This is a genomic window from Sphaerotilus natans (assembly GCF_900156335.1).
GTDB classification, from domain to species: Bacteria; Pseudomonadota; Gammaproteobacteria; order Burkholderiales; family Burkholderiaceae_C; genus Sphaerotilus; species Sphaerotilus natans.
In genome coordinates, this window is record NZ_FTMZ01000023.1 from 49,310 (window position 1) to 72,832 (window position 23,523).

Annotated in this window: 22 protein-coding genes; 11 read left to right on the forward strand and 11 right to left on the reverse strand. The window is 70.4% G+C overall.

The genetic code is table 11. The features are described from left to right. Positions 1-62: 62 nt before the first annotated feature. The 5 genes from BW996_RS17485 to BW996_RS17505 all read left to right on the forward strand — a co-directional run bounded on the left by BW996_RS17485 (position 63) and on the right by BW996_RS17505 (position 3,104). Positions 63-563: a flavin reductase family protein gene (locus tag BW996_RS17485; protein WP_037476899.1), complete on the forward strand. Its 501-nt coding sequence runs from the start codon at positions 63-65 to the stop codon at positions 561-563. A 64-nt stretch (positions 564-627) separates the two neighbouring features. Then, a complete protein-coding gene (gene trxC, locus BW996_RS17490; RefSeq protein ID WP_037476900.1) occupies positions 628-1,086 on the forward strand; it encodes a thioredoxin TrxC in 459 nt (152 codons plus the stop codon). Positions 1,087-1,251: 165 nt separating this feature from the next. After that, the gene (locus BW996_RS17495) at positions 1,252-1,551 is read left to right on the forward strand and encodes a hypothetical protein (protein ID WP_037476902.1); all 300 of its coding nucleotides are present in this window, start codon (positions 1,252-1,254) and stop codon (positions 1,549-1,551) included. Positions 1,552-1,737: 186 nt separating this feature from the next. After that, positions 1,738-2,100 carry a response regulator gene (locus tag BW996_RS17500; protein ID WP_037476904.1) on the forward strand — a complete coding sequence of 121 codons (363 nt, stop codon included), beginning with the start codon at positions 1,738-1,740 and terminating at the stop codon, positions 2,098-2,100. Then, positions 2,100-3,104 carry a methyl-accepting chemotaxis protein gene (locus BW996_RS17505; protein WP_051631375.1) on the forward strand — a complete coding sequence of 335 codons (1,005 nt, stop codon included), beginning with the start codon at positions 2,100-2,102 and terminating at the stop codon, positions 3,102-3,104. The genes BW996_RS17500 and BW996_RS17505 overlap by 1 nt, the downstream gene beginning before the upstream one ends. A gap of 10 nt (positions 3,105-3,114) precedes the next feature. Here BW996_RS17505 and BW996_RS17510 read toward each other — a convergent pair whose 3' ends face one another. After that, a complete protein-coding gene (locus tag BW996_RS17510; RefSeq protein ID WP_051631376.1) occupies positions 3,115-7,254 on the reverse strand; it encodes a ribonucleotide reductase barrel domain-containing protein in 4,140 nt (1,379 codons plus the stop codon). A gap of 253 nt (positions 7,255-7,507) precedes the next feature. Here BW996_RS17510 and BW996_RS17515 point away from each other — a divergent pair, with 253 nt between their 5' ends. Both BW996_RS17515 and BW996_RS17520 read left to right on the forward strand, forming a co-directional pair. Beyond that, positions 7,508-7,921 (forward strand): iron-sulfur cluster assembly protein, encoded by a 414-nt coding sequence (locus BW996_RS17515; RefSeq protein ID WP_037476906.1) that lies wholly within the window; start codon positions 7,508-7,510, stop codon positions 7,919-7,921. A 45-nt stretch (positions 7,922-7,966) separates the two neighbouring features. Next, positions 7,967-8,323 carry an iron-sulfur cluster assembly protein gene (locus BW996_RS17520; protein ID WP_139330933.1) on the forward strand — a complete coding sequence of 119 codons (357 nt, stop codon included), beginning with the start codon at positions 7,967-7,969 and terminating at the stop codon, positions 8,321-8,323. 19 nt (positions 8,324-8,342) lie between these two features. Here BW996_RS17520 and BW996_RS17525 read toward each other — a convergent pair whose 3' ends face one another. The 3 genes from BW996_RS17525 to BW996_RS17535 all read right to left on the reverse strand — a co-directional run bounded on the left by BW996_RS17525 (position 8,343) and on the right by BW996_RS17535 (position 10,905). Continuing rightward, positions 8,343-9,158 (reverse strand): SDR family oxidoreductase, encoded by an 816-nt coding sequence (locus BW996_RS17525; protein ID WP_037476908.1) that lies wholly within the window; start codon positions 9,156-9,158, stop codon positions 8,343-8,345. Between the two features lie 318 nt (positions 9,159-9,476). Further along, positions 9,477-10,385 (reverse strand): bestrophin family protein, encoded by a 909-nt coding sequence (locus tag BW996_RS17530; protein ID WP_037476910.1) that lies wholly within the window; start codon positions 10,383-10,385, stop codon positions 9,477-9,479. 76 nt (positions 10,386-10,461) lie between these two features. After that, the gene (locus BW996_RS17535) at positions 10,462-10,905 is read right to left on the reverse strand and encodes a universal stress protein (protein ID WP_037476912.1); all 444 of its coding nucleotides are present in this window, start codon (positions 10,903-10,905) and stop codon (positions 10,462-10,464) included. Between the two features lie 246 nt (positions 10,906-11,151). Here BW996_RS17535 and BW996_RS17540 point away from each other — a divergent pair, with 246 nt between their 5' ends. Both BW996_RS17540 and BW996_RS17545 read left to right on the forward strand, forming a co-directional pair. Next, positions 11,152-13,866 carry an ATP-binding protein gene (locus BW996_RS17540; protein WP_081837879.1) on the forward strand — a complete coding sequence of 905 codons (2,715 nt, stop codon included), beginning with the start codon at positions 11,152-11,154 and terminating at the stop codon, positions 13,864-13,866. A gap of 20 nt (positions 13,867-13,886) precedes the next feature. Next, a complete protein-coding gene (locus BW996_RS17545) occupies positions 13,887-15,695 on the forward strand; it encodes a putative bifunctional diguanylate cyclase/phosphodiesterase (RefSeq protein WP_037476955.1) in 1,809 nt (602 codons plus the stop codon). A gap of 27 nt (positions 15,696-15,722) precedes the next feature. On the opposite strand, the gene pqqE is transcribed toward BW996_RS17545, so the two are convergent. The 5 genes from pqqE to pqqA are packed head-to-tail and all read right to left on the reverse strand — an operon-like array spanning position 15,723 to position 18,945. After that, positions 15,723-16,859, reverse strand: a complete 1,137-nt coding sequence (pqqE, locus tag BW996_RS17550; protein WP_037476957.1) for a pyrroloquinoline quinone biosynthesis protein PqqE — start codon at positions 16,857-16,859, stop codon at positions 15,723-15,725. A 2-nt stretch (positions 16,860-16,861) separates the two neighbouring features. Then, complete coding sequence (gene pqqD / locus BW996_RS17555) at positions 16,862-17,116, reverse strand: pyrroloquinoline quinone biosynthesis peptide chaperone PqqD (RefSeq protein WP_037476914.1); 255 nt, start codon at positions 17,114-17,116, stop codon at positions 16,862-16,864. Next, entirely contained in the window at positions 17,113-17,913 is an 801-nt protein-coding gene (gene pqqC / locus BW996_RS17560) for a pyrroloquinoline-quinone synthase PqqC (RefSeq protein WP_037476916.1), read from the reverse strand. The genes pqqD and pqqC overlap by 4 nt, the downstream gene beginning before the upstream one ends. Before the next feature lie 32 nt (positions 17,914-17,945). Continuing rightward, entirely contained in the window at positions 17,946-18,860 is a 915-nt protein-coding gene (pqqB, locus tag BW996_RS17565; RefSeq protein WP_037476918.1) for a pyrroloquinoline quinone biosynthesis protein PqqB, read from the reverse strand. Between the two features lie 10 nt (positions 18,861-18,870). After that, on the reverse strand, positions 18,871-18,945 hold the full coding sequence (gene pqqA / locus BW996_RS21800; protein WP_169740564.1) for a pyrroloquinoline quinone precursor peptide PqqA: 75 nt from the start codon (positions 18,943-18,945) through the stop codon (positions 18,871-18,873). 177 nt (positions 18,946-19,122) lie between these two features. Between pqqA and BW996_RS17575 the strand changes: the two genes are divergently transcribed. Then, positions 19,123-20,637, forward strand: a complete 1,515-nt coding sequence (locus BW996_RS17575; RefSeq protein WP_051631380.1) for a sensor histidine kinase — start codon at positions 19,123-19,125, stop codon at positions 20,635-20,637. Further along, positions 20,634-21,266 (forward strand): response regulator, encoded by a 633-nt coding sequence (locus tag BW996_RS17580; protein ID WP_037476922.1) that lies wholly within the window; start codon positions 20,634-20,636, stop codon positions 21,264-21,266. The genes BW996_RS17575 and BW996_RS17580 overlap by 4 nt, the downstream gene beginning before the upstream one ends. A gap of 45 nt (positions 21,267-21,311) precedes the next feature. Here BW996_RS17580 and BW996_RS21805 read toward each other — a convergent pair whose 3' ends face one another. Together BW996_RS21805 and BW996_RS17585 are read right to left on the reverse strand one after the other, a co-directional pair. Beyond that, complete coding sequence (locus BW996_RS21805; protein WP_169740563.1) at positions 21,312-21,485, reverse strand: hypothetical protein; 174 nt, start codon at positions 21,483-21,485, stop codon at positions 21,312-21,314. Between the two features lie 158 nt (positions 21,486-21,643). After that, positions 21,644-23,335 (reverse strand): MFS transporter, encoded by a 1,692-nt coding sequence (locus BW996_RS17585; RefSeq protein ID WP_037476924.1) that lies wholly within the window; start codon positions 23,333-23,335, stop codon positions 21,644-21,646. Positions 23,336-23,523 lie beyond the last annotated feature (188 nt).

A 23,523-nucleotide genomic window follows, 5' to 3' on the forward strand; every position in this document is an offset into this window, starting at 1 on the left:
GCGTCACGAGCCCGGCACCGGGCGGACGCACGATGCACGGCGATCGCTCACAATGCCCTCCCATGCAAGCTGCACCGTTCACCCGACAGGATTTCCGAGCCGCGCTCGGCCTGTTCGCCACCGGCGTCACCATCGTCACTGCCCGCGCACAAGACGGCACGCCGGTCGGCCTGACCGCCAATTCCTTCAACTCGGTGTCGATGACGCCGCCGCTGGTGCTGTGGAGCCTGGCGCTGCAGGCCGGCTCGATGCCGGTCTTCCAGACCTGTTCGCACTACGCCATCCACATTCTCGAAGCCGGTCAGCGCGAGCTGGCCGAACGCTTCGCCACCCGCGGCGTCGACCGCTTCGCCGACCTGACCTGGACCGCCGGCGCCGGCGGCGCGCCGCTGCTCGATGGGGCCGCAGCGGTGCTGGAGTGCCGCAACCGCAGCCGTCACGAGGAAGGCGACCATGTGATCCTGGTCGGCGAGGTCGAGCAGTGCCGCTACCGCGGCGAGGCCGCGCCGCTCATCTTCCACGGCGGGCGCTTCCACACCGCCCTGCCCTCGTCCGGCGGTTGAAGCCCGGGGCTCCGCCCCCAGTTGAAGGGCATCGATGCACCCCTCCGTATCTGGAGCCCGACCCATGAGCACCGCCGCCGCGTCCCCGTCCGTCCTGGTCAGCTGCCCGCACTGCCAGGCGACCAACCGCATTCCCGAAGCGCGCCTGGGCGAGCAGCCTGGCTGCGGTCGCTGCCACCAGCCGCTGCTCGACGGCCGGCCGGTCGCGCTCGACGACCTCAACCTCGATGCGGTGCTGCAGCACAGCGACCGGCCGGTCATCGTCGACTTCTGGGCCGCCTGGTGCGGCCCGTGCCGGCAGATGGCGCCGCAGTTCCAGGCCGCGGCGGCCCAGCTGCAGGGCCGCGCGCTGTTCGCCAAGGTCGACAGCGATGCCTGCCCCGAAGCCAGCGCCCGCCACGCGATCCGCAGCATCCCCACACTCGTGGCCTTTCACGGCGGCCGAGAGATCGGCCGCCTCAGCGGCGCGATGCCGGCCGCGCAGATCGTGCGCTGGGTCGAGGGTCTGAGCGGACAGGCCTGAGCCGGTCGTGACGAAATCGGCTTGATTCACAGCCTGCAGCGTACCGATCGCATCTGAGTGCTGACAGTTATTTCAATTTCGGCAATTTGAGCCGACCCGGTTGCGGACGCCGGACAGGCCGGGGTCTACGATGACCTCACCTCGACAACCACTGGCAACCCGGCCATGAACACCCAGTTCGGCGATCTCCCCGACTTCCGCAATCCGACCATCATCGACGCGGTGCTGCGCGAGCTCGACCATCCGCCGCGCAGCGCCCGCAGCGCGCCGGTGCAGCAAGGCAGCCTCGGCTCGGCGCGCATGCGCCCGGTCTGCTGCAGCGTCTGCCAGCGCCGGGTGCTGCCGGCCCAGCTGCTCGATCACATGCAGACCGAGCACGGCGGCCAGGTCTTCAACCGCACCTCCAGCGGCCTGCCGCGAGGCATCTGGTTCAGTGCCCCGACGCCGGCACGGCGCCAGCGCTGAGACACGAAACGCCCGCGGTACGCGGGCTAGCCGCGACTTTCTTGTTCATTTGACATGGACAGGAGCTAGACAAGACTTCTTTGTCATGCCGGAGCGTCAAGACGGCATCGCCTTCGTCGATCAGTGACCGATGCGGCCGGAGCAGCCCCGCTCCAGCCTGACACTCGGCGACAACTAGGATTCGCGATGAAGAGCGTGCTGCTGGTGGACGACTCGGCGACGATGCTGATGAGCCTGAAAGGATCGCTGGAGATCAGCGGCTTCCGGGTGGAGACCGCGCCTGACGGCGCCGCCGCGCTGCGCAGGCTGAGCTCCGGTCTGCGCCCGGACCTGATCATCACCGACATCAACATGCCGCACATGGACGGCCTGTCGCTGATCCGCGAGGCCCGCAAGCTGCTGCGCTTCACGCCGATCCTGGCACTGACCACCGAGAGCCAGCGCGACAAGCGCGACGAGGCCAAGCGGCATGGCGCCACCGGCTGGCTGGTCAAGCCGGTGGGCGGCAGCGACCTGCTGAAGGTGGTCAACCAGGTCCTGACACGCTGATGCGCCGCCTCTGGGATCGCCTGCGACCGCAGCGCCGGCCCGATGCGGGCAGCCTGGCCGAACTCGACACGCTGCGCCAGGGCCTCGACATCCTGCGCGGCCAGCTCGCGGCGGCCGAGCGCGCCTCGGCCGAAGCGGTGCTGGACATGACCGACCGCCTGGTGCGGGTACAGCAGCGCTGCGACGCGCTGCAGCGCGAGATGGACCGGCTGCTGCAGACCTCGCGCACGCTGTCGAGCGAGGCGCTCGAGCAGGCCGGCCGGCAGACGCTGGCGCTGGAGGCGATCGGCCGTCATCGCGAGACGGGCCGCTCGGCCGACGAGCGCCACCAGAACGAGATCCGCTCGCTGCTGCAGCAGGTCGAGGCGCTCGCCCCATGGGCGGACCGGATCGCCGAGATCGCCCGCCACACCAATCTGCTGGCGCTGAATGCCGCGATCGAGGCCGCACGCGCCGGCGAGGCCGGCAGCGGCTTCAAGATCGTCGCCGGCGAGGTGCGCAATCTCTCGGGCATGACGGCCGAGGCAGCCGGCGAGATCAGCAGCGGCATTCGGCTGGCGATAGAGACGCGCAGCCGGGTCCGGCTCGGCGAACCGGCCCGCGATCACGGCGCCGACGAGCTGGGCCTGCTCAGCGAGGAGATCGACCTGCTCGCGCGCACGCCCGGCACGGTGGCGCGGCAGGTCGACGAGCTGTCGCGCGAGATGGAACAGACCACTCGCGAGGTCCGCGACGACATTCTCGAGGCGCTGGGGCGCATGCAGTTCCAGGACATCAACCGGCAGCTGCTCGAGCAGGTGCAGAAAGGGCTGGAACATCTGGCGCGCCACTGCGAGGCCGCCGGCCAGGGCCCCGACCTGCAGCGCCAGCAGGCGCTGAGCCGCACGATCGGCACCTGGCGCGAAGGCTACGTGATGCACAGCCAGCGCAAGGCCCACGCCGCAGCCACCGGCGATGCATCGGCAGCCCGGGCGCCGGACGAGCCGCCGATCGAGCTGTTCTGAACTGGTCTGATCAGCCGCAGGCGCCGACGAAGCCGCAGGCGGTGCAGAACTCGCAGCCGTCCTTGTGGATCATCGCGGCGTTGCCGCATTCCGGGCACGGCTTGCCGGCCATCACCCGCTCGGCGACCGGCGGCGTGGCGGCCGCCTCGCCCTCGGTCACGCTGCCCGGCGCGGCCAGCACGCCCATCTCGCTGACCGGATAGCCTTCCTCGTCAAGGATGCCCAGCATCGCGTAGCGGTGGATGACCAGCCGCGCCACATAGGCCACCGTGCTCGGCCAGACCTGCTGGCGCCGCTGGCCCGGCGGCAGGCCCGGCACCGGCGCCATGAAGTGGCCCAGCGGCTCACCGATGCTCAGCATCTTGCGCAGCTTCATGCCAATCCAGCCCGGATCGATGACGCGCATGTCCAGCGACAGCAGCCGCGCCAGCCCGTCGAAGGCGCGCGGATAGTTGCCGGCAAAACCGATCGCGCAGGGCCGCGTGACATGGCCGCCCTCGGGCGTCGGCAGCGAGACCTCCTTGAGCGTCAGCGTGAAGGCCTCGCCGCTGGCCGGGTTGTCGATGTCGACCGCCCAGGCCAGCGTGCCATCGACGCCAGTGCGCGGCTCCTCGCGGCTGAACATCGCGTCGAGCACCGGCGTCGGGCCGCCCTCCTGCAGCGCGCCGAGCTGCTCGCAGCGCCAGCGGATCACCGCGGCGGTGGCGGCGACCACGCCGGGAAAGCGCCGACGCTCGCCGGTCGGCGGGAAGGGCATGTCGAAGGCGCGCTCCTCGGCCACCGTCGCCAGCGCGTCGAGCTTGAGCCGGAGCCAGCTCGGATCGTTGGCGCGCATGTCCATCGACAGCGTCTTGGCCAGCGCCGCCAGCCCGCGCGGCTGCTCGGCGCCGTTGAACCAGACCTCGAAAGGCAGCGTCTGTCCGAACAGGCCCGCGTCCGGCCCGGCTTCGGCCGGCAACTCGCCGATGAACAGCGCGAAGTCGCCGTGCGGATGCTGGATCAGGTAGCTCCACGCCGGATTGCCGGCGGCCAGCTCCGGGCGGCCCGGCCAGCGCAGGCTGGCGAGCACCGGCTGGGGCAGGCGGTCCAGGCGCAGGCGGCGGTTGGTGCCGTCGTCGCCCGCCTCGGCCACCGTCAGCGGCTGGGGCTGGGGCGCCGCCGGCAAGGCCGGCGTCGGCGCGGCAGCCGGGGCCTCGGCCACCGGCGCGGGCGCGGCCGGAGCCGCCGGCGGATCGACGCTCAGCACCGCACCCAGCACGCTGTTGGGGCGGTAGGTCGCCAGCCCCTTCAGCCCGGACTTCCAGGCGATGAAGTACAGATCCTGGAAGTCCTCGTACGGATAGTCGGCCGGCACGTTGACCGTCTTGCTGATCGAGGTGTCGATGAAGGGCGCCACCGCCGCGACCATCGCCTCGTGCGCCTCGGCGCTCATCTCCAGCGCGGTGACGAAGGCCTCGGTCAGCGGCGCGTTGTGGCCCTTCAGGTGGCGGTAGAGCCGCCAGGCGTGGTCCTCGACCGCGTACTCGCGGAAGCTGCCGTCGGCCTCGCGCTTGCGCCGGGTGTAGGTCCAGCTGAACGGCGGCTCGATGCCATTGCTGGCGTTGTCGGCGAAGGCCAGGCTGATCGTGCCGGTCGGCGCGATCGACAACAGGTGCGAGTTGCGCAGGCCGTGGGCGCGGATGCGCTCCTTCAGGTCGGCCGGCAGCCGCGACGCGAAGCTGCCGCGGCTCAGGTACAGGTCGGCGTTGAACAGCGGGAAGGCGCCGCGCTCCTTCGCCAGCTCGACCGAAGCCCCGTAGGAGGCGTCGCGCATCACCTCGGAAATGCGCCGCGCCATCGCGCGCGCCGCCGGCGTGTCGTAGCGCAGGCCCAGCATGATCAGCGCGTCGCCCAGACCGGTGAATCCCAGGCCGATGCGGCGCTTGTTCGCGGCCTCCTCCTGCTGCTGCTGCAGCGGCCAGACCGTCTCGTCGAGCACGTTGTCGAGCATGCGCACCGCCACCGCGCAGACCTCGGAGAACGCCGTCTCGTCGAAGGAAGCGGTCGCGGCGAACGGATCGCGCACGAAGCGCGTCAGGTCCACCGAGCCCAGGCAGCAGCAGCCGTAGGACGGAAGAGGCTGCTCGGCGCACTGTCCAGTCACCAGCCCATTGAAGATGACGGTGTTGCGATCGACCTGCGTGGTGTCGTAGACCGGCGCGCTGCCCGCCGGCTCGATCGCGCTGATCCGGGCGGTGAAGCGCTGCGACTTGCGCAGCACCTTGTCGGCGGCCCAGGCCTGGTATTTGTCGTTCTTCAGCGGCAGCAGGAAGCCGATCTCGCGCATGAAGACATCGCGCGACTCGCCATCGATGATCAGCTCGTGCGAGGCCTGGCAGGCATAGGCGCGATGGCCGCCGCGACCATCCGGCAGCAGGCGCTCGCCCGCCGGGCGCCGCGCGTGGATGCGCGAGAGCACGCCGAAGTTGGCCAGCAGTTGCTGGACCTCGCGCAGCAGGGGCCGATGGACTGAGCTCAGCCGCACCGAGCAGGTGTCGGCCCCCGGCTGGGTGTTGACCGTGCCATCGGTCTGGAACAGGCCGCGCAGATAGCCGCGCACGCAGTCCTCGCTGCCCTGCCACACGACCTCAGGCACCTGCAGCTTGGTCTCCCGGGTGAAGCCCAGCGTGCGCAGCCAGCGCGCCAGCAGCGTCGAGCGGATCGACACGCTCTGGCGCTGCGGCACCGCGACCGGTGCGACCTGATAAAGCCGACCGCCCTCCTGCATGGCACCGAGCACCCGGTTGACGAAGGCGGTCACCGTATCGGCCAGCGCCCGCTCCTCGTTCCAGAGCGTGATGACCGCCGCCTCCTGACCGTGGCCGCGGTTCGTGAAATGCCCGTCTCCAGCCATCAGGCCGAGCAGGCAGCCCAGCTCCTCCGAGCCCTGCTGGCCAAACTGACCCTTGCCGGACTGGACCAGCAGCTCGTCGCCCACCTGCAGCTCGGAGAGCTTCAGACGCCCGCGGGAGGTGTGGAAGTCATGCCAGGCGGTGGCGGTGATCTCGTAGCCCTCGCGGGTGACGACCCGGAACACTTGCGCCTGCGGTGCCGTCATGAAGGCTGGAACGGCCGGACGGACCTCGGTGCCACGCGTCTGCTCGTCGAACACCCGACGATCGACCGTCACCTGCAGAGCGACGCCGCTCTGATGCAGCTGACGGATCGGGATCAGCCCGTACTGGGTCGCCAGCCGGGTTTCGCCGACGACACACGGGTTGGTCGCGGTGATCGACTCGCAATAGCCGAGGTTGTTGTCCTCGTTGATACGATCGATGAACAGGATGCCCGGCTCGGCATGGTCGTAGGTCGAGCGCATGATCTGGTCCCACAGCTCGCGCGCGCGAATGCGGCGGTAGACCCACTGGCCGTCGTCGCGCCGCCAGGCGCCGGCGGCCTTGATCTTGCGGCCCGGCTCGGCCTTGTGGATCAGCTCGATGTCGTCGTCGGCCTCGACCGCGCGCATGAACTCGTTCGTGACGCCGACCGAGATGTTGAAGTTGCGCAGGTCGCCCTGGTCCTTGGCGTGGATGAACTCCTCGATGTCGGGATGGTCGCAGCGCAGCACGCCCATCTGCGCGCCGCGCCGGCTGCCCGCCGACTCGACCGTCTCGCAGCTGCGGTCGAACACGCGCATGTAGCTCACCGGGCCGGAGGCGTGGCTGTCGGTCGAGCCGACCCAGGCCCCCTTGGGCCGGATGCGCGAGAAGTCGTAGCCGACGCCGCCGCCGCGGCGCATGGTCTCGGCCGCCTCGGTCAGCGCGGTGTAGATGCCGGGAAAACCCTCTTCCGGCTCGGCGATCGAGTCGCCCACCGGCTGCACGAAGCAGTTGATCAGCGTCGCGCCCAGCGGCGTGCCCGCCGCCGAGGCAATGCGCCCGGCCGGCACGAAGCCGCGCTCCTGGGCCTCGACGAAGCGCGCCTCCCAGTGGGCGCGCGATTCGGGCGCCTCGCCGGCCGCCAGCGCACGCGCCACGCGTCGGCGCACCTCGGCGGCGCTGCGCTCGCCCCCCTTGGCGTACTTCTCGACCAGCACCTCGGCGCTGATCGGCTGCGCGGGCAGCGGGGTCTCGTCCCGGGTCCGCTCGTCCCGGCTCACATCCGTCGTCATTGCGCGTTCTCCTGGCCGCACCGGCCGCTCTCTCCTCGGAGCCACGGACTCTGCGCCGGCCGGGCGGCGCGCGCAAGGGCAATCCCATGTGCGCCGCATCAGCTTCCAGTGAACAACTTGACGAACCTGAAGTGAGAAATCGATCGGCGTTGACCCGACGCAAGGGCACGTCACGCCGGGCTGGGGATAGTGGGCTCACCCCGGCATCACGCGCGGGTCATGCGCTGGTTGCGCTGGAACGAAAGGTGCTGCCATGAACCCATCCCAAGCTTCCGCCCCGCCGGAGCTGCTGCTGGCCGGCCCGGCCGATGCGCTGCTGCGCAGCCTCGACGCGCTGCGCGGCGTGCGTGATCCCGGCGTCGGCGCCAGCATTCTCGAGCTCGGCCTGGTCGAATCGCTGCGGCTGCGCGACGGCGAGGCCGAGCTCTGCCTGGTCACGCCCGGGGCCAGCTGCCCGTGCAGCGACCTGACCGCCGACGCGGCCTTCCGCGCCATCCAGCTGGCCCTGCCCGACACCGACATCTACCTGACCCAGGATCACGCGGTCGAATGGAGCCCGCGGCGCGCCAGCACCGCGCTGCGGCACCGCCTCGGCGGGCTGCCGGACTTCCATCCGGAAACCGAGCGGGGCCTGCCCTTGCAGCGACCTGACAACCCTGAAGATTGAGTCGGATCAAGACCGGTACCGGAATGCGACTGGCATGATGAATCCATGGCAGTCACTCGTCGTCCCATCTGGATGCGCACCGCGCCGGCGGATCTCGCGCCGCCGCCCCCCGAGCCACCGCGGCTGGGCGGCAACGCGGCGATCGCCGCCCAGGTGCTCGAGGCGCTGCGCACGGTGCGCGAGCGGGGCGACGGCCCGGACATCGTCAGCAGCGGCCGGGTGCACGCGATCGAGGTCGGGCCGGACGAGGCGGTGCTGATCCTCAGGCTCGGCGGCGGGCGCTGCGGCAGCGCGCAGGTGCTGGCCGAGCTGGCCTTCGACGTGATGCGCCAGCAGCTGGCGCCGCTCGACCTCGATCTCTATCTGCGCCACGAGCACTCGGGCGGCTGCCCGAACCACTGACGCGCCGGCCGCGCTCGCCTCAGCCGCGGCCGACAAAGGGCATCGCGCTGGCCATCACCGTCATCTGCAGCACATTGGCCGACAGCGGCAGCGCGGCCATCTGCAGCACCGCGTCGGCGGCATGCTGCACGTCCATCACCGGCTCGACCTTCAGCGAGCCGTCGGCCTGGCGAATGCCGGCGCTCATCGCCGTGGTCATGTCGGAGGCGGCGTTGCCGATGTCGATCTGGCCGACGGCGATGTTCCAGGCGCGGCCGTCGAGCGCCGCTGTCTTCGTCAGGCCGGTGATCGCATGCTTGGTCGCGGCGTAGGCCACCGAGCCGGGGCGCGGCACCTGCGCCGAGATCGAACCGTTGTGGATGATGCGCCCGCCCTGCGGCGCTTGCGCCTTCATCGTGCGGAAAGCCTCGCGGGTGCACAGGAACATGCCCGTCAGGTTGGTGTCGACCGAGCGCTGCCAGTCGGCCAGCGTCACGTCCTCGATCGAGACGCCCTGCGTGAAGATGCCGGCGTTGTTGAACAGCACGTCGACGCGACCGAAGCGCGCGGACGCGGCGGCGAACAGCGCTGCGACCGCGACCTCGTCGGTCACGTCGGTGGGCACGGCGAGCGTGCGCTCGCGCACGCCGGCCTCAGGCTGCGCGGCCTCGGCCTCGTCGATCACCGCCTGCAGCCGCTCCAGACGGCGGCCGGCCAGCACGACGGACCAGCCCGCACGCAGGAAGGTCAGCGTGCACGCGCGACCAATGCCGCTGCCCGCACCGGTGATCAGCACAGTGCGCGAGACACGGGGCGAGCCGCAGGACGAGGGGGAAGAGGACAGGACGTCGGACATGGGCGGGGACTCTCGGCCGTTCGGGTTTCTGGGGTCCCGATGATGCGCGATCCGCTCGCCACAAATAAGAACCCCGCCACGTGTGGCGGGGCCTCCCTGGATGCATATTCGACCTGTCGCCAGACCGAGTCCATGGTGCAGAAGAGCGGGGACTGCAACCCCGCATACACGAATGGAATGGAGCCGATAAGTGGAAAAACGATATGGATCCAACCATATCCGGACTTTCCCGCCCCGAAAACCCCTCGTTCCGGGGCAGCGGAAAATTGCCGTGACGAAAGTCGGAGGCAGACAGGATCCAGCACGGATCCGACGGATTCAGGTCAGCACGCAGTCGACCGGCCGCAGCGGCGCCGGCAGATCGCGGTCCCCGAGCAGTTCGCGCACCGAGGCCTCGATGTTGACGCTCATCGCATCCAGCGCCAGATCGTTGGGCGAGGTGCCGAAGGGCTCCTCGATCTCGTCGCCCAGCGCCTCGATCGCGAAGAAGGTGTAGGCGACGAAGGTCACCATCAGCGGTGTCATCACCCCGATCGAGTCCAGCAGCCCGAAGGGCAGCATCAGGCAGTAGAGGTAGACGGTCCGGTGCAGGATCACCGAGTAGGTGAAGGGCAGCGGCGTGTAGGCGATGCGCTCGCAGCCGCCGTAGGCATCGTTCAGGCCGGTCAGGCTCTGGTCGATCTGCATCGCCAGCACCGAGTCGAGCCGGCCGGCATCGCGCTGCTCGCGCACCCAGCGCGACAGCCACAGCAGCACCGCCATCGCCGCAAAGCGCCGCGACAGCACCTCATCGGCCACCTCGGCGGGCAGCAGCCGGCGCAGATCGTCCTCGCCGCTGCGGCCGCGGAACTGGTGGCGCGCCGCATGCACGAAGGCCGCCAGACCCAGCACGAAGGGCCGCGCGGTGGCGACATCGGTCATCGTCACCGCCAGGCGCGCGGCGCTGCGGGCATCGGTCAGCAAACGCCCCCAGAGCTTGCGCGCCTCCCAGTAGCGGTCATAGCTGGCGCTGTTGCGGAACCCCAGGAAGATCGCCAGCGCGACCCCGACCAGCGAGAACGGCACCGCCGTCAGCGTGATCTTGTGATGCAGCAGCTGGCCATGAAAGGCCACCACCAGCACCGACAGCAGCAGGATGCACAGCAGCTGCGGCGTGATGCGATGAAGGATCGAGCCGCGCACGACGAACAGCATGCGCAGCCAATGGGGACGGGGGCGGACAATCACGGCGATTCAGGCCTGCGACGGCAAAGGCCGCAGTCTCGCCGAAATCGCCGCCTCGACCCCACGAGGCTCTGCAGGCTCAGTGCAGGACCAGCATCGCCACCTTGGTGCGCGACATCACGTTCTTGGTGTGCGAGCCGAACAGCATCTCGCCGAACAGGCCGCGACCATGGGTGACCATCAGGATCAGATCGGCCTGGACCAGATCGGCCACCTCGGCGATGGTCGCGTCGGTCTGGTCGCTGCGACGGTACTCGCTCTCGAAGGGCACGCCGCATTCGCGGGCGCGCTGCGCAAAGCTGTCGAGCACCGCATGGGCGTGGGCTTCGGTGCGGGCCTCATGCGCCTCGATCTTGCGGGCGAAGGTGGTCGGGCTGGCGTTGACCGCCGCCAGCGGAATGTCGGGCTCGCAGACGAAGCCGGTCACGCGCGCGCCCAGCTTCAGCGCCAGCTCCAGGCTGGCATCCATCGCACGCACCGAGAGTTCGGAGCCGTCGACCGGGACAAAGATGTGCTTGAACATGGTGAATCTGCGGATCGGGTTGTAACGGTTCCACTCTAGGGTTTGCCCGCCATCCGGTCTTGATGGACATCAAGAAAAACCGCTCGCCAGGCCGAATTCGCACGGAATCCGGCGAAGTGCCGCAACACCATTCCGGTACCTTTTGGCACCAAAAGTCCGTCAATCACGGCATGGCAGCCGAGATTGTTGCGATTTCATGGCAGGCCTGCGGGTTTGCGCTAGGCTTCATCTCTTTCACATTTGCCAATGTCGTCGCCTGTTTCCTCTGTCCTGCCCGAGCTGCCCGAGCGGTCCGGTGCCGCCGTGACCGGCCGCTGGCGCGCTCCCCGGCGGCTGGCGGCGCAGGCGCTGGCGCTGCAGGGGCTCGGGCTGGGACTGACCCTGGTGGCCGCGCTTGTCGCCAGCCATCTGCAACACCGCACCCGTCTGGCCGACTTCAACGGCCACACCCGGGTGCTGTCGATCTCGCTGCAGGATCATCTGGAAATGGCGCAGCGCGATCTGGAGCGGCTGCGCGACCTGCACTACCGCATCGATCTCGGCCGGGACGAGCTGGAGATTGCCGGCGAGGCCATCCTGCGCGACAGCCCGTGGATCCGGCTGTTCTCCTGGCTGCCGCGGGTGACGCAGGCGCAGCGCAACGCCTTCGAGGAGCATCGCGACGGGCTGGACGGCCAGTCGATCCGCCAGCTCGATGCCGATGGGCTGGTGCGACCGGCGGCGCGCCGCGCCGAGCATTTTCCGGTGGCCGACACCGTGCCGGCCTCGGGCCTGGAGGCGCTGGAGGGCATCGACGAGGGCGTCGATCCGGTCCGGGCGCCGGCGCTGCATCAGGCGCTGGCCAGCGGTCGGGTCATCGCCTCGCCGCCCTTCTCCTCGCTGAGCCGCACCGCCAGCGAGGCCTGCGCCAGCGTGCTGTACGCGCCGGTGATGGAACGGGCCTGGACCCTGGCGGAGGACTATCGGCCCGAGCGCACCCGCGGCCTGGTCTCGGCCACGCTGGACCTGGGCTGGATGCTGCAGCATGTGCAGGCGCAGGCCGGCATCGACGGCACCGAGATGCTGCTGCTCGACCCCCGCCAGGAGGCGCCGGTGCTGGTGCGGCTCGATGACAGCCGGCTGGTGCGCGCGCACAGCGGCGACGAGGCGCAGGCGCTGCTGGCCAGCATGCGCAGCGGCCCGCACGCGGTGCAGTCGCTGCAGCTCGGCGGCCGGGAGTGGCAGCTGCTGGCCCGCCCGGGCTGGGCCGGCCGGGCCTGGCAGCCCGATGCGTTGGTGCTGTCGGTGCTGGCCTGCGGGCTGGTGTTCTCCGCGCTGCTGGGCGCGCTGCTGCGCAGCCGCCAGCGCCGCACGGCCGAGCTGCAGGCCGCGCATGACGACCTCGAGCGGCTGGTAGCTCAGCGCACCGCCGCGCTGGAGGCGGGCAACCGCCAGCTTGCCGCCGAGGTCGACGAGCGCCGCCGCCTCGAGGACGACCTGCGCCAGGCCAGCCGGCAGGCGCACCAGGCCAGCCAGGCCAAGACGATGTTCCTGGCCAACATGAGCCACGAGATCCGCACGCCGCTGAACGCGGTGATCGGCTACACCCAGATCCTGCTGGAAGACCGCACGCTGGCCACACCCGCCCAGCAGCGCCTGCAGACCATCCTGCAGGCCGGCCAGCGGCTGCTGCGGCTGATCAACGATGTGCTCGACCTCTCGAAGATCGAGGCCGGCGGCCTGCAGCTGCACGCCGCGCCCTTCGACCTGCGCCAGGAGATCGACGAGATCGCCCGGCTGTTCGCCGAGCGCGCCGGCGCACGCGGCCTGACGCTGGACTGCAGCATCGACCTGGACGCCCACGAGCCGGTGCGGGGCGACCGCACCAAGATCGGCCAGATCGTCATGAACCTGCTGGGCAACGCGGTCAAGTTCACCGAGCAGGGTCGCATCGGGCTCGAGGTCAGCCGCGAGGGCGATCAGGTGCAGATCCGCGTGAGCGACAGCGGCCCCGGCATCGCGCCCGAGGAACTGGCCCAGCTGTTCGCCCCCTTCCGCCAGGGCCGGGCCGGCATCGACAAGGGCGGCACCGGGCTGGGCCTGGTGCTGGCGCGCCACATGGCGACGGCGATGGGCGGCGGGCTGGAGATCTCCAGCCGGCCCGGCCAGGGCACCCAGGCCCGGCTGAGCCTGCCGCTGCCCCGGCAGGCCCACGAGGTGGCGGCCTCCCCGGTGCCTGCCGGAACCCTGCCCGGCCACGAGCGGCTCGATCCGGCCACGCCGGTGCACGCGGTGGTGGTCGAGGACGACGAGCACAGCCGCGACATCCTGGTGCATCTGCTCGAGCGCCTGGGCTGCCGGGTCGAGGCGGCGCACGACGGGCTGCAGGGCCTGCGGCTGATCGGCCAGACGCGGCCCGACATCGTCTTCACCGACATCCGCATGCCGGTGCTCGACGGCCTGCGCATGCTCGCGCAGCTGCACGCGAGTGCGGCGACGCTGCAGCAGGCGGTGCCGCCGGTGGTGGCGGTCTCGGCCTCCAGCCTCGAGCACGAACGCCGCCACTACATCGAGCAGGGCTTCAGCGACTTCGTCGGCAAGCCTTATGCCTTCGACGAGATTCACCGGATGCTGGCGCAGCATGCCGGCGCCCGCTTCATCGCGGCATCGCCCGAGCCCGAGCCCGGGCATGCCGCCACGCCGATCCCCGCGCCCTGCCCGCCCGCGCCGGCCGCGGCCCTCGAGACCGATGCGCTCGCCCTGCTCGAGGCGCTGCGCCAGGCCGCGCTCGATGGCCAGATGCGCGCGGTGCGCCACGCGCTCGACCGGATCGACGCCGCCGCCCCGCTGCCCGCCGCCACCCGCGAGCGCCTGCGCCGCGCCGCCCAGGACTACGCCTTCGACGATCTGGCGCGCCAGGTCGACGCCCTGCTGCGGCCCGGTGCCGCCAGCACCGCTGCGCAGAAACCGCACACGCCATGACCACTGCACCCGACCGCGCCATGCCGAAGATCCTCCTGGTCGACGACACGCCGCAGAACATCGCGCTGCTCGAGGACACGCTGTCCGCCTTCGAGGCCGACCTGCTGGCCGCCACCAGCGGCGAGCGCGCGATCGAGCTGGCCGGCCGCCTGCACCCGGACCTGATCCTGCTCGACGTGATGATGCCGCCCGGCATCGACGGCTTCGAGACCTGCCGCCGGCTCAAGGCCGATCCGGCCACCGCGGACATTCCGGTCATCTTCGTGACCGCCCGCAGCGACGATGTGGCCACCGGCTTCGCCGCGGGCGGCGCCGACTACATCACCAAGCCGATCGTGGCCGGCGAGGTGCGCGCCCGGGTGCACCACCAGCTCGAGCGCCGCAGCCTGCTGCAGTCGCTGCGCCGGCTCAACCGCGAGCTCGAGGACCGGGTGCGCGAGCGCACCGCGGAGCTGACCCGCACCAATCTGCAGCTGCGCCAGGAAGTGCGCGAGCGCCGCTACATGCAGGACCGGCTGAACTATCTGGCCAGCCATGACTTCGTCACCCGGCTGCACAACCGCCAGGCGCTGGACGCGCAGGTCTCGGAGCGGCTGGCGCGGCTGCAGCTCGAAGCCGCTCCGGCGAGCAGCCCGGTGCTGATGCTGATCGACATCGACCAGTTCCGCCGGGTCAACGACAGCTGCGGCTGCATCGCCGGCGACGAGCTGCTGCGCCAGTTCGCCGACCTGCTCGCCGGGCTGGTCGGGCGCGAGGACTTTCTGGCCCGGCTCGGCGCCGACCAGTTCGCGCTGCTGGCCGAGGACCGCAGCGGCGATGCCGGCGCCGGGCTGGCACGGCTGATCCTGGCCGCGATCGAGCGCTTCCTGTTCTGCTGGAACGGCCAGGACTTCCGGCTGCAGGCCACGCTGGCGATCGTGCCGCTGGAGCCGGCGCTGCCCTCCTTCGACGCGCTGATGCAGCGCGCCGACGAGACCGCGCTGCGGGTGCGCCGCGAGGGCGGCGAGCGGGGCGTGCCGCACTGGTACCGTGCCGGAGGCCTGGCCCAGGGCGGCCCGCACGAGGACGCCGGCTGGGCGCTGACGCTGATGGACGCGCTGCGCCACGACCGGCTGTGCATCCACTTCCAGCGCCTGCAGCCGCTGGCGCCGGGCGAGCGCACGCTGCGCATCGAGGCGCTGGTGCGGCTGATCGACGCCACCAGCGGCGCGCTGATCGAGCCCGGGCGCTTCATCGCGCCGGCCGAGCGCTTCCAGCTCGTCGGCCAGATCGACCGCTGGATGCTGCGCCATGTGCTGGCGCTGCTGGGTGCCGAGCCGGCGCTGCGCCAGCGCATCGACCAGGTGACGCTGAACCTGTCGGCGGTCACGCTGCGCGAGCACGGCCTGGCCGAGGAGATCATCACGCTGCTGACGCGCCACCAGGTCCGCCCCGAGCAGCTCTGCTTCGAGATCACCGAGACCGCCTCGATCGCCAGCCTGGCGCAGGCGCGCCAGTTCATGCAGCAGCTGCGGGCGCACGGCTGCCGCTTCTCGCTCGACGACTTCGGCTCCGGCTACGCCTCGTTTGCGCACCTGCGCGAGCTGCCCTTCGACACGCTGAAGATCGACGGCCTGTTCGTGCGCCACATGGACCAGGACGCCGACAGCCGCGCGATGGTGCGCTCGATGGTCGAGATGGCGCGCCAGCTCGACAAGCCGGTGGTGGCCGAGTTCGTCGAATCCGAGCCGGTGGCGCGGCTGCTGGCCGAGCTGGGCGTGCAGTGGGCGCAGGGCTACCACTTTCACCGGCCGGAGCCGCTGACGGCCGAGGCGCTGACGGCGGCCTGAGCCGGTGCCGCTGAACCGCTGATCGGCTCAGCCGCTCAGCGCGCGCGAGGCCTTCGGATCGCGGAACACCAGCGGCCGCGCCGGCACCTCGCCCGCATCGGCCGCGGCCACCGCCGCCTGCACCACGCCGTGGCGGTCGCTCTTGGGGCAGACCGGATCGGTCGCGGCCGGGTCGCCCGCAAGCAGGAAGGCCTGGCAGCGGCAGCCGCCCAGGTCCTTCTCCTTGTCCGGGCAGGTGACACAGGCGCCCTTCATCCAGCCGGTGCCGCGGTAGCGGTTGAAGCCCTCGCTCTCAAGCCAGATGTGGCGCACGTCGTGCTCGCGCACGTTCGGGAAGGCCAGGCCCGGCAGCATCCTCGCGGTGTGGCAGGGCAGCGCGGTGCCGTCCGGCGTCACGGTCAGGAAGACATTGCCCCAGCCGTTCATGCACTTCTTCGGTTTGCCCTCGTGGTAGTCCGGGGCGACGAAGAAGAGCTTCATCCGGTCGGCGACCTTCTCGCGCCATGCGTCGGTGACGGCCTCGGCGCGGCGGATCTGCGCGCTCGTGGGCAGCAGGTGATCGCGGTTCAGGTGCGCCCAGGAGTAGTACTGCGAGTTGGCCAGCTCCATGTATTCGGCGCCCAGCGCATCGGCCATCGCGATGATGCGGTCGATGTGGTCGATGTTCAGGCGGTGGATCACCACGTTCATCACCATCGGCCAGCCGTGGCTCTTGATGATCTCGCCGACCTCCTGCTTGAGCGCAAAGGTCTTGGTGTGGCTCAGGAAGTCGTTGAGCTCGCGGGTCGAGTCCTGGAAGCTGAGCTGGACGTGATCGAGGCCGGCGGCCTTCAGCGCGGTGGCGCGCTCGCGCGTCAGCCCGACGCCCGAGGTCAGCAGGTTGGTGTAGTAGCCGAGCCGGTGCGCCTCGGCGATCAGTTCCTCGAGGTCGTCGCGCATCAGCGGCTCGCCGCCGGAGAAGCCGCACTGCACCGCGCCGAGCGCGCGGGCCTCGCGCAGCACCCGCAGCCAGTCGGCGGTGGAGAGCTCCTCGCCGCGGCCGGTCTGCGCGAAGTCCAGCGGGTTGTAGCAGAACACGCAGTGCAGCGGGCAGCGGTAGGTCACCTCCGCCAGCAGCCACAGCGGCGGGCCCGGCGGCGCGATCGCGGGGGCAACCGGCGCCACGCTCACGCCAGCTCCACCCAGCGCTGCTGGCGCGCCATGTCGAGAAAGCGCTCCACGTCGCCCTGCAGCCCGGTCGCGCCGAACGCGGCCTCCAACTCGGCGACGATCTCGGCCACGCTCGCCGTGCCGGTGCAGCGCGCCAGGATCTCGCCGGCGCTGCGGTTGAGCTTGACCATGCCTTCCGGGTAGAGCAGGACGTGGCAGCCCTGCGCTTCTTCCCATTGCAGCCGGAAGCCCCGGGCCACGCGCGGGTTCATGCGTCCGCCCCCTGCACGCCATAGCGCAGCGCCATCGCGTCGTTCATCGCCCAGAGGATGTCGAGCTTGAAGCGCAGGATCTCCAGCGCGCGCTCCTGCTGGTCGCGGCTGCGGAAGTGGTCGAGCGTGACCGCCAGGCCCTGCTCGACGTCGCGCCGCGCCTGGCTGACGCGGTTGCGGAAGTAGCTCAGGCCCTCGGCGTCGATCCAGCCGTAGTGCTCGGGCCAGGTCGCCAGGCGCTGCTTGTGGATCTCCGGCGCGAACAGCTCGGTCAGCGAGGAGCACACCGCCTCCTGCCACGGCGCATGGCGCGCGAAATTGACATAGGCATCGACCGCGAAGCGCACCGCCGGAATGACATGGCGCAGGTCGGTGATCTCCTCGCGAGTGAGGCCCACCGCCAGGCCCAGGCGGATCCAGGCCTCGATGCCGCCCTCGTCCCGGATCGTCCCGTTCACGCCACCGATCTCGAAGCCGTCGTGGTCCAGCATGCGCTGGATCCACTCGCGGCGCACCTCGCGGTCCGGGCAGTTCGCCAGCACCGCCGCGTCCTTCACCGGAATGGCGATCTGGTAGTAGAAGCGGTTGGCCACCCAGCCGCGGATCTGCTCCGGGCTCGCCTTGCCGGTGTTCAGCATGACGTTGAAGGGGTGGTGGATGTGATAGCTCCTGCCCTGCTCGCGCAGTTGCGCTTCAAACGCGACGCGGTCCCAGGCCGGCGCATCAGGGTCGCGCGGGCGGGTAGTGGCCGGCGCGTTGAAGGGCGTGCCGAAGCGGTTGCCGGTGGCGGTGCTCATGGGAAAGTCCTCGGAACGCGGTCAGTGCGCGGTCAGAACGCGATCTCCAGCCCGTCGAAGCTCACCTCGACGCCGGCGGCCTCGACCGCACGCCGCTCGGGCGAGGCCTCGTCGAGGATCGGGTTCGTGTTGTTGATGTGGATGAGCAGCTTGCGCGTCGTGGCCGGCAGGCGCCCCAGCCACTCGATCATGCCGCCCGCGCCGGACTGCGGCAGGTGGCCGATGCTGCGACCGGTCTTCGTCGAGAAGCCCAGGCGGATCATCTCGTCGTCGGTCCAGAAGGTGCCGTCGACCAACACCGCGTCGGCACGGATCATCGCCTCCCAGACCGGCGGAGTGATCTCGCCGAGCCCCGGCGCGTAGAAGACCCGCCCGCCGCTGGCGGTGTTCTCGAAGGTCAGGCCGATGTTGTCGCCCGGCACCGGGCAGTCGCGGTGCGGCGAATAGGGCGCGGGCTTGCTCTCCAGCGGCAGCGCGGTGATCTTCAGATCGGCGACGCCGGGAATCTCGAAGGACCGGCCGTCCAGGCCGATCTCGTGCCAGTCGACGCCGCAGTAGTGGCCGAGCACGCGCAGGATCGGGTTGCCCTCGCTCAGGTCCTCGAAGGCGGGGCGTGTCGTCCACAGCGGCAGCTTCGCGCCGCGCTCGCGCAGCATGTACAGGCCCGTGCTGTGATCGACCTGACCATCGCACAGCAGCACCGCGGCGATGCCGGTGTCGCGCGGGCCACGCGCCGGCTGCAGCGCCGGGCTGCGCTGGAGCTGCGTCAGGATGTCGGGCGAGGCATTGACCAGCAGCCAGTCGTCCGGACCGCCGACGGCGACGGACGACTGGGTGCGGGCGCGGTGGCTGGAAGAGCCCGACCGGACGGCCGAGCACTGCGCGCAGTTGCAGTTCCACTGGGGAAAACCGCCGCCGGCGGCCGAGCCGAGCACCCGCAGTTTCATCGGCGCGTCCTCAGCGGGCGGCCACGTACATCGTGATCTCGAAGCCGAAGCGGAAGTCGCAGGCGGAAGGGGTTTCCCAGGTCATCGCAGTCTCCTCGAACAAGGGTGGGGGTGAATGGAGATCCCAGTGTCGCGGCCGCCGGCCCGGCTGTCGTCGCCAGCCTGTTGAATCGATCCTCATGATTTTCATGAATGACGCGGACACCGCCAGATACAGCCGGTGGCTTGCCCACGCGGTACCGGCTGTGTTCACAATCCGCACATGAACGACGAGATCTCCCTGGCGATGGACGAGGACGAGGCCCGCCCGGTCGCGGTGCGCACCCGCGCGCCCCGGGGCCTGGGGCTGCGCTGGCAGATCCACCTGATCGTCGCGGCGCTGATGGGGCTGTTCGTCGCGGCGGTGATCGCGCTGCAGATCGACGCGACCCGGCGCAGCGTGCGCGAGGAGATCGTCGCGGCCAACCGGGTCGCCGGCCAGCTGCTGCAGCGCGTCGGCTGGATCTACACCAATGCCGGGCCGGAGGCGCTGGTCGGCTTCCTGCAGCAGCTCGGCCGGGTGCGCGCCAACGACATCCGGCTGGAGAGCGACGACGGCCGCAGCCTGTTCGTCTCGCCGCCGCCGACCTACAAGCAGGGCCGGGATGCGCCGGCCTGGTACACCGACCTGGTCACCCCGCCACTGCAGCGCCAGGTCATCCAGCTCCCCGGGGGGCGGCTGACGGTCGAGGCCGAGCCCTCGCGCGCCATCCTGGACGGCTGGGACGACTTCGTGCGGCTGGCCGGGGCCGGCGCCACCGTGCTGGTGCTGCTCAACATCGGCGTGTTCTGGCTGCTCGGGCGGGCGCTCAGACCGCTGCCGACCATCGTCGCCGGGCTGAGCCGGCTGGAAAAGGGCGACTACGCCGCGCGGCTGCCGGCGCTGCCCGGCCGCGATGTCGGCGTGATCGGCCAGGCGGTCAACCAGCTCGCCGAGGCGATCGAGGCCGAGATCCAGGCGCGGCTGCGCGCCTACGAGGCCGAGCGCACGCTGGAGGAAAGCCGCGAGTTCTCGCGCCGGCTCGAGGCCCACACCGAGGCCGAGCGCCGCGCCATCGCGCGCGAGCTGCATGACGAGTTCGCGCAGTCGGTCACCGCGATCCGCACGCTGGCACGCACCATTCACGCCCGGCTGGGCGAGCGCGACGCCACCGCGGCCCAGGCCGCCGGCATGATCGCCGACGAGGCCGCGCGGCTCTACGAGGCGATGCACGGCCTGATCCCGCGGCTGGCGCCGCCCGCGCTCGACGACCTGGGCCTGGCCGACGCGCTGACCGAGCTGGCCGACGCCTCGCGCAGCCGCTTCAACGACGTCGGCATCGATCTGGCGCTCAGCGGCCTGGAGCAGAGCCGCTCGCTGCCGGCCGAGCCGGCGCGCGCCGCCTACCGGGCGGCGCAGGAGGCGCTGACCAACGCACTGCGCCACAGCGGCGCCTCGCGCATCAGCCTGCGCGCCGAGGCCGACCCGCAGTCGCTGCGGCTGACGATCGATGACAATGGCCGCGGTCTGCCCGAGGACTGGGCCCGGCGCGGCCACTACGGCCTGCGCGGCCTGCGCGAGCGGGTCGCCGCGCTCGAGGGCCGGCTGACGCTGGGTGAGCGTCCGGAAGGCGGCGGCACCCGCATCGAGGCCTGGCTGCCGCTGGAGCGCGACTGGTCGCGCCGCCCGCCGGGCAGCCGCGCCGGCACGAACGACGGCACCGACGACACTGCTGCAGGACGGGAAACATCGAGATGATCCGGGTGATGCTGGTCGACGACCACGCGCTGGTGCGCATGGGATTTCGCATGCTGCTGGCCGAGAGCGGCGACATCGAGGTCGTCGGCGAGGCCGACAGCGGCGAGCAGGCGCTGGCCCGCGTCGCCGAGCTGCGGCCGGAAGTCGTCGTGCTCGACATCTCGATGCCGGGCATGGGCGGGCTGGAGGTGCTGCGCCGGCTGCATGCGCGCGGCGGTCTGCGGCTGCTGATGCTGTCGGCGCATGACGACAGCGCGCATGCGCGCCGGGCGCTCGACGCCGGCGCGGCCGGCTTCCTGTCCAAGCGCAGTGCGCCGGAAAACCTGCCCGAGGCGATCCGGGCCGTCGCGGCCGGGCGGCGCTGGCTCGATGCCGACATCGCCCGCCAGCTCGCGCTGGCGGCGATCGATGGCAGCGGTGCGCATCCGGCCGAGCGGCTGTCCTCGCGCGAGTTCGAGGTCTTCGTGCAGCTCGCGCGCGGCCGCTCGGTGCAGGACATCGCGGCCGACCTGAAGCTGTCGGCCAGCACCATCGGCACCCACCTCTATCACGTCAAGCAGAAGCTCGAGGCCGCCAACCAGGCCGAGCTGACGCTGCTGGCACTGCGCTGGGGCCTGATCGAGGCGTGACGCGCACAAGCGAGGCCGGGACCGCCGGCCGGTCGGCCAGTCGGCTCAGTTCGATGCGGCCGAGGCCGGCGCCGCTGGCGCGCTGGCCCCGTGGGCCGACGAGCTGTCATGGCTCTCGACGCCATGCTTCTCGCCGCCCATGTCGATGTCGCCCCCCTTGCTGAGCATGTACATCGCGGCGGCGGCAAAGACGATGAAGCCGAGAATCAGTTTCCACATGAGAGAAGTCTCCTGAGTGCAGGGTGCAGAGTGCGGGATGCGGGGGAAATGCCAGGTGGCGTGTGGTCGACAAGACGCCGGGGTGCCGCTTGCGCAGCCCCCGGCGTCCGTGCCCGGATGACGGAGGCCATCCGGAATCGCGGCCTCCGTGCGTGGCCTCAGTCGCCGGCGTAGATGTCGACGTCCTTGGTCTCGCGCACGAACAGCAGGCCGATCACGAAGGTGACTGCCGCGATCGTGATCGGATACCACAGGCCGTGATAGATGTTGCCGTTCTGGGCGACCATCGCGAAGGCGATCGTCGGCATCAGGCCGCCGAACCAGCCGTTGCCGATGTGATACGGCAGCGACATCGAGGTGTAGCGGATCCGGGTCGGGAACATCTCGACCAGCATCGCGGCGATCGGGCCGTAGACCATGGTCACGTACAGCACCAGCACCGACAGGATCAGCACGATCTTGACCTTGTCGATCTTGGCCGGATCGGCCTTCGGCGGGTAGCCTGCGTCCTTCAGCGCAGCGCTCACGTCCTTCTTGAACTGCGCGATCGCCTTGCCGCTGGCGTCGTCGAACTTGTGGCCACCGGCGGTCAGCACGCCGGTCGGGGGCACGATCTCCTTGTCACCGATGCGGATGACCGCACCGGAGCCCGCCGGAGCCTCCTCGTTCGAGTAGCTGGCCGAGTTCTGTGCCAGCGCACGCTTGGCGATGTCGCAGGGGTTGGTGAAGTCGACCTCGCGGGCGATCGGGCTGCCCTGGAAGGAGCAGGTCGCCGGGTCGGCCTTCACGACGATGGGCACGGTCGCCTGGGCGCGGGCCAGGTCCGGGTTGGCCGCTTCGGTCAGCGCCTTGAACAGCGGGAAGTAGGTGACGACCGCCAGCAGCATGCCCGCCAGGATGATCGGCTTGCGGCCGATCTTGTCCGACAGCGTGCCGAAGACGACGAAGAACGGCGTGCCGACGATCAGCGAAGCGGCCACCAGCATGTTGGCGGTGGAGCCGTCGACCTTGAGCACGCTGGTCAGGAAGAACAGCGCGTAGAACTGGCCCGAATACCAGACCACCGCCTGGCCGGCCACCAGACCGAACAGCGCCAGCAGCACGATCTTCAGGTTCTTCCACTGACCGAAGGACTCCGACAGCGGCGACTTCGAGGTCTTGCCCTCTTCCTTCATCTTCTTGAAGGCGGGCGATTCGTTCATCGTCATGCGGATCCACACCGAGATGGCCAGCAGCAGGATCGAGACGATGAAGGGAACGCGCCAGCCCCAGTCGGCAAAGGCTTCCTCGCCAACCGCGGTGCGGGTGCCCAGGATCACCATCAGCGACAGGAACAGGCCCAGCGTCGCGGTGGTCTGGATCCAGGCGGTGTAGGCGCCACGGCGGCCGTGCGGCGCGTGCTCGGCCACATAGGTGGCGGCGCCGCCGTACTCGCCGCCCAGGGCCAGGCCCTGCAGCATGCGCAGCACGATCAGGATGATCGGCGCAGCAATGCCGATCGACGCGTAGTTCGGCAGCACCCCGACGATGAAGGTGGCCAGACCCATGATCAGGATCGTGACCAGGAAGGTGTACTTGCGCCCGATCATGTCGCCGAGCCGGCCGAACACCAGCGCGCCGAACGGCCGCACGATGAAGCCGGCCGCAAACGCCAGCAGCGCGAAGATGAAGGCGGCCGAGGGATCCAGGCCGCTGAAGAACTGCTTGGCGATGATCGCCGCGAGCGAGCCGTACAGGTAGAAGTCGTACCACTCGAACACGGTGCCGAGCGACGAGGCGAAGATGACCTTCTTTTCCTCGGCGGTCATTGGCGGCGCGGCGCCCCGGGCGTTTGCGGGAATGCTGGACATGTCTTTGTCTCCTCAACCATGACTGGCGCCGCGACCACGGCGCAGCTCCACTGTCGAAGTGACTTCTGACCGATTCCTGACTCAATTCCAACAGAAGCTTACGGAATCAAGGGCAACCCGGACCGTTCATTCCGCCATGTGACAAATCGTAGGAATTGATCCAGCAACATAGGGATAGTCCCGAGTCA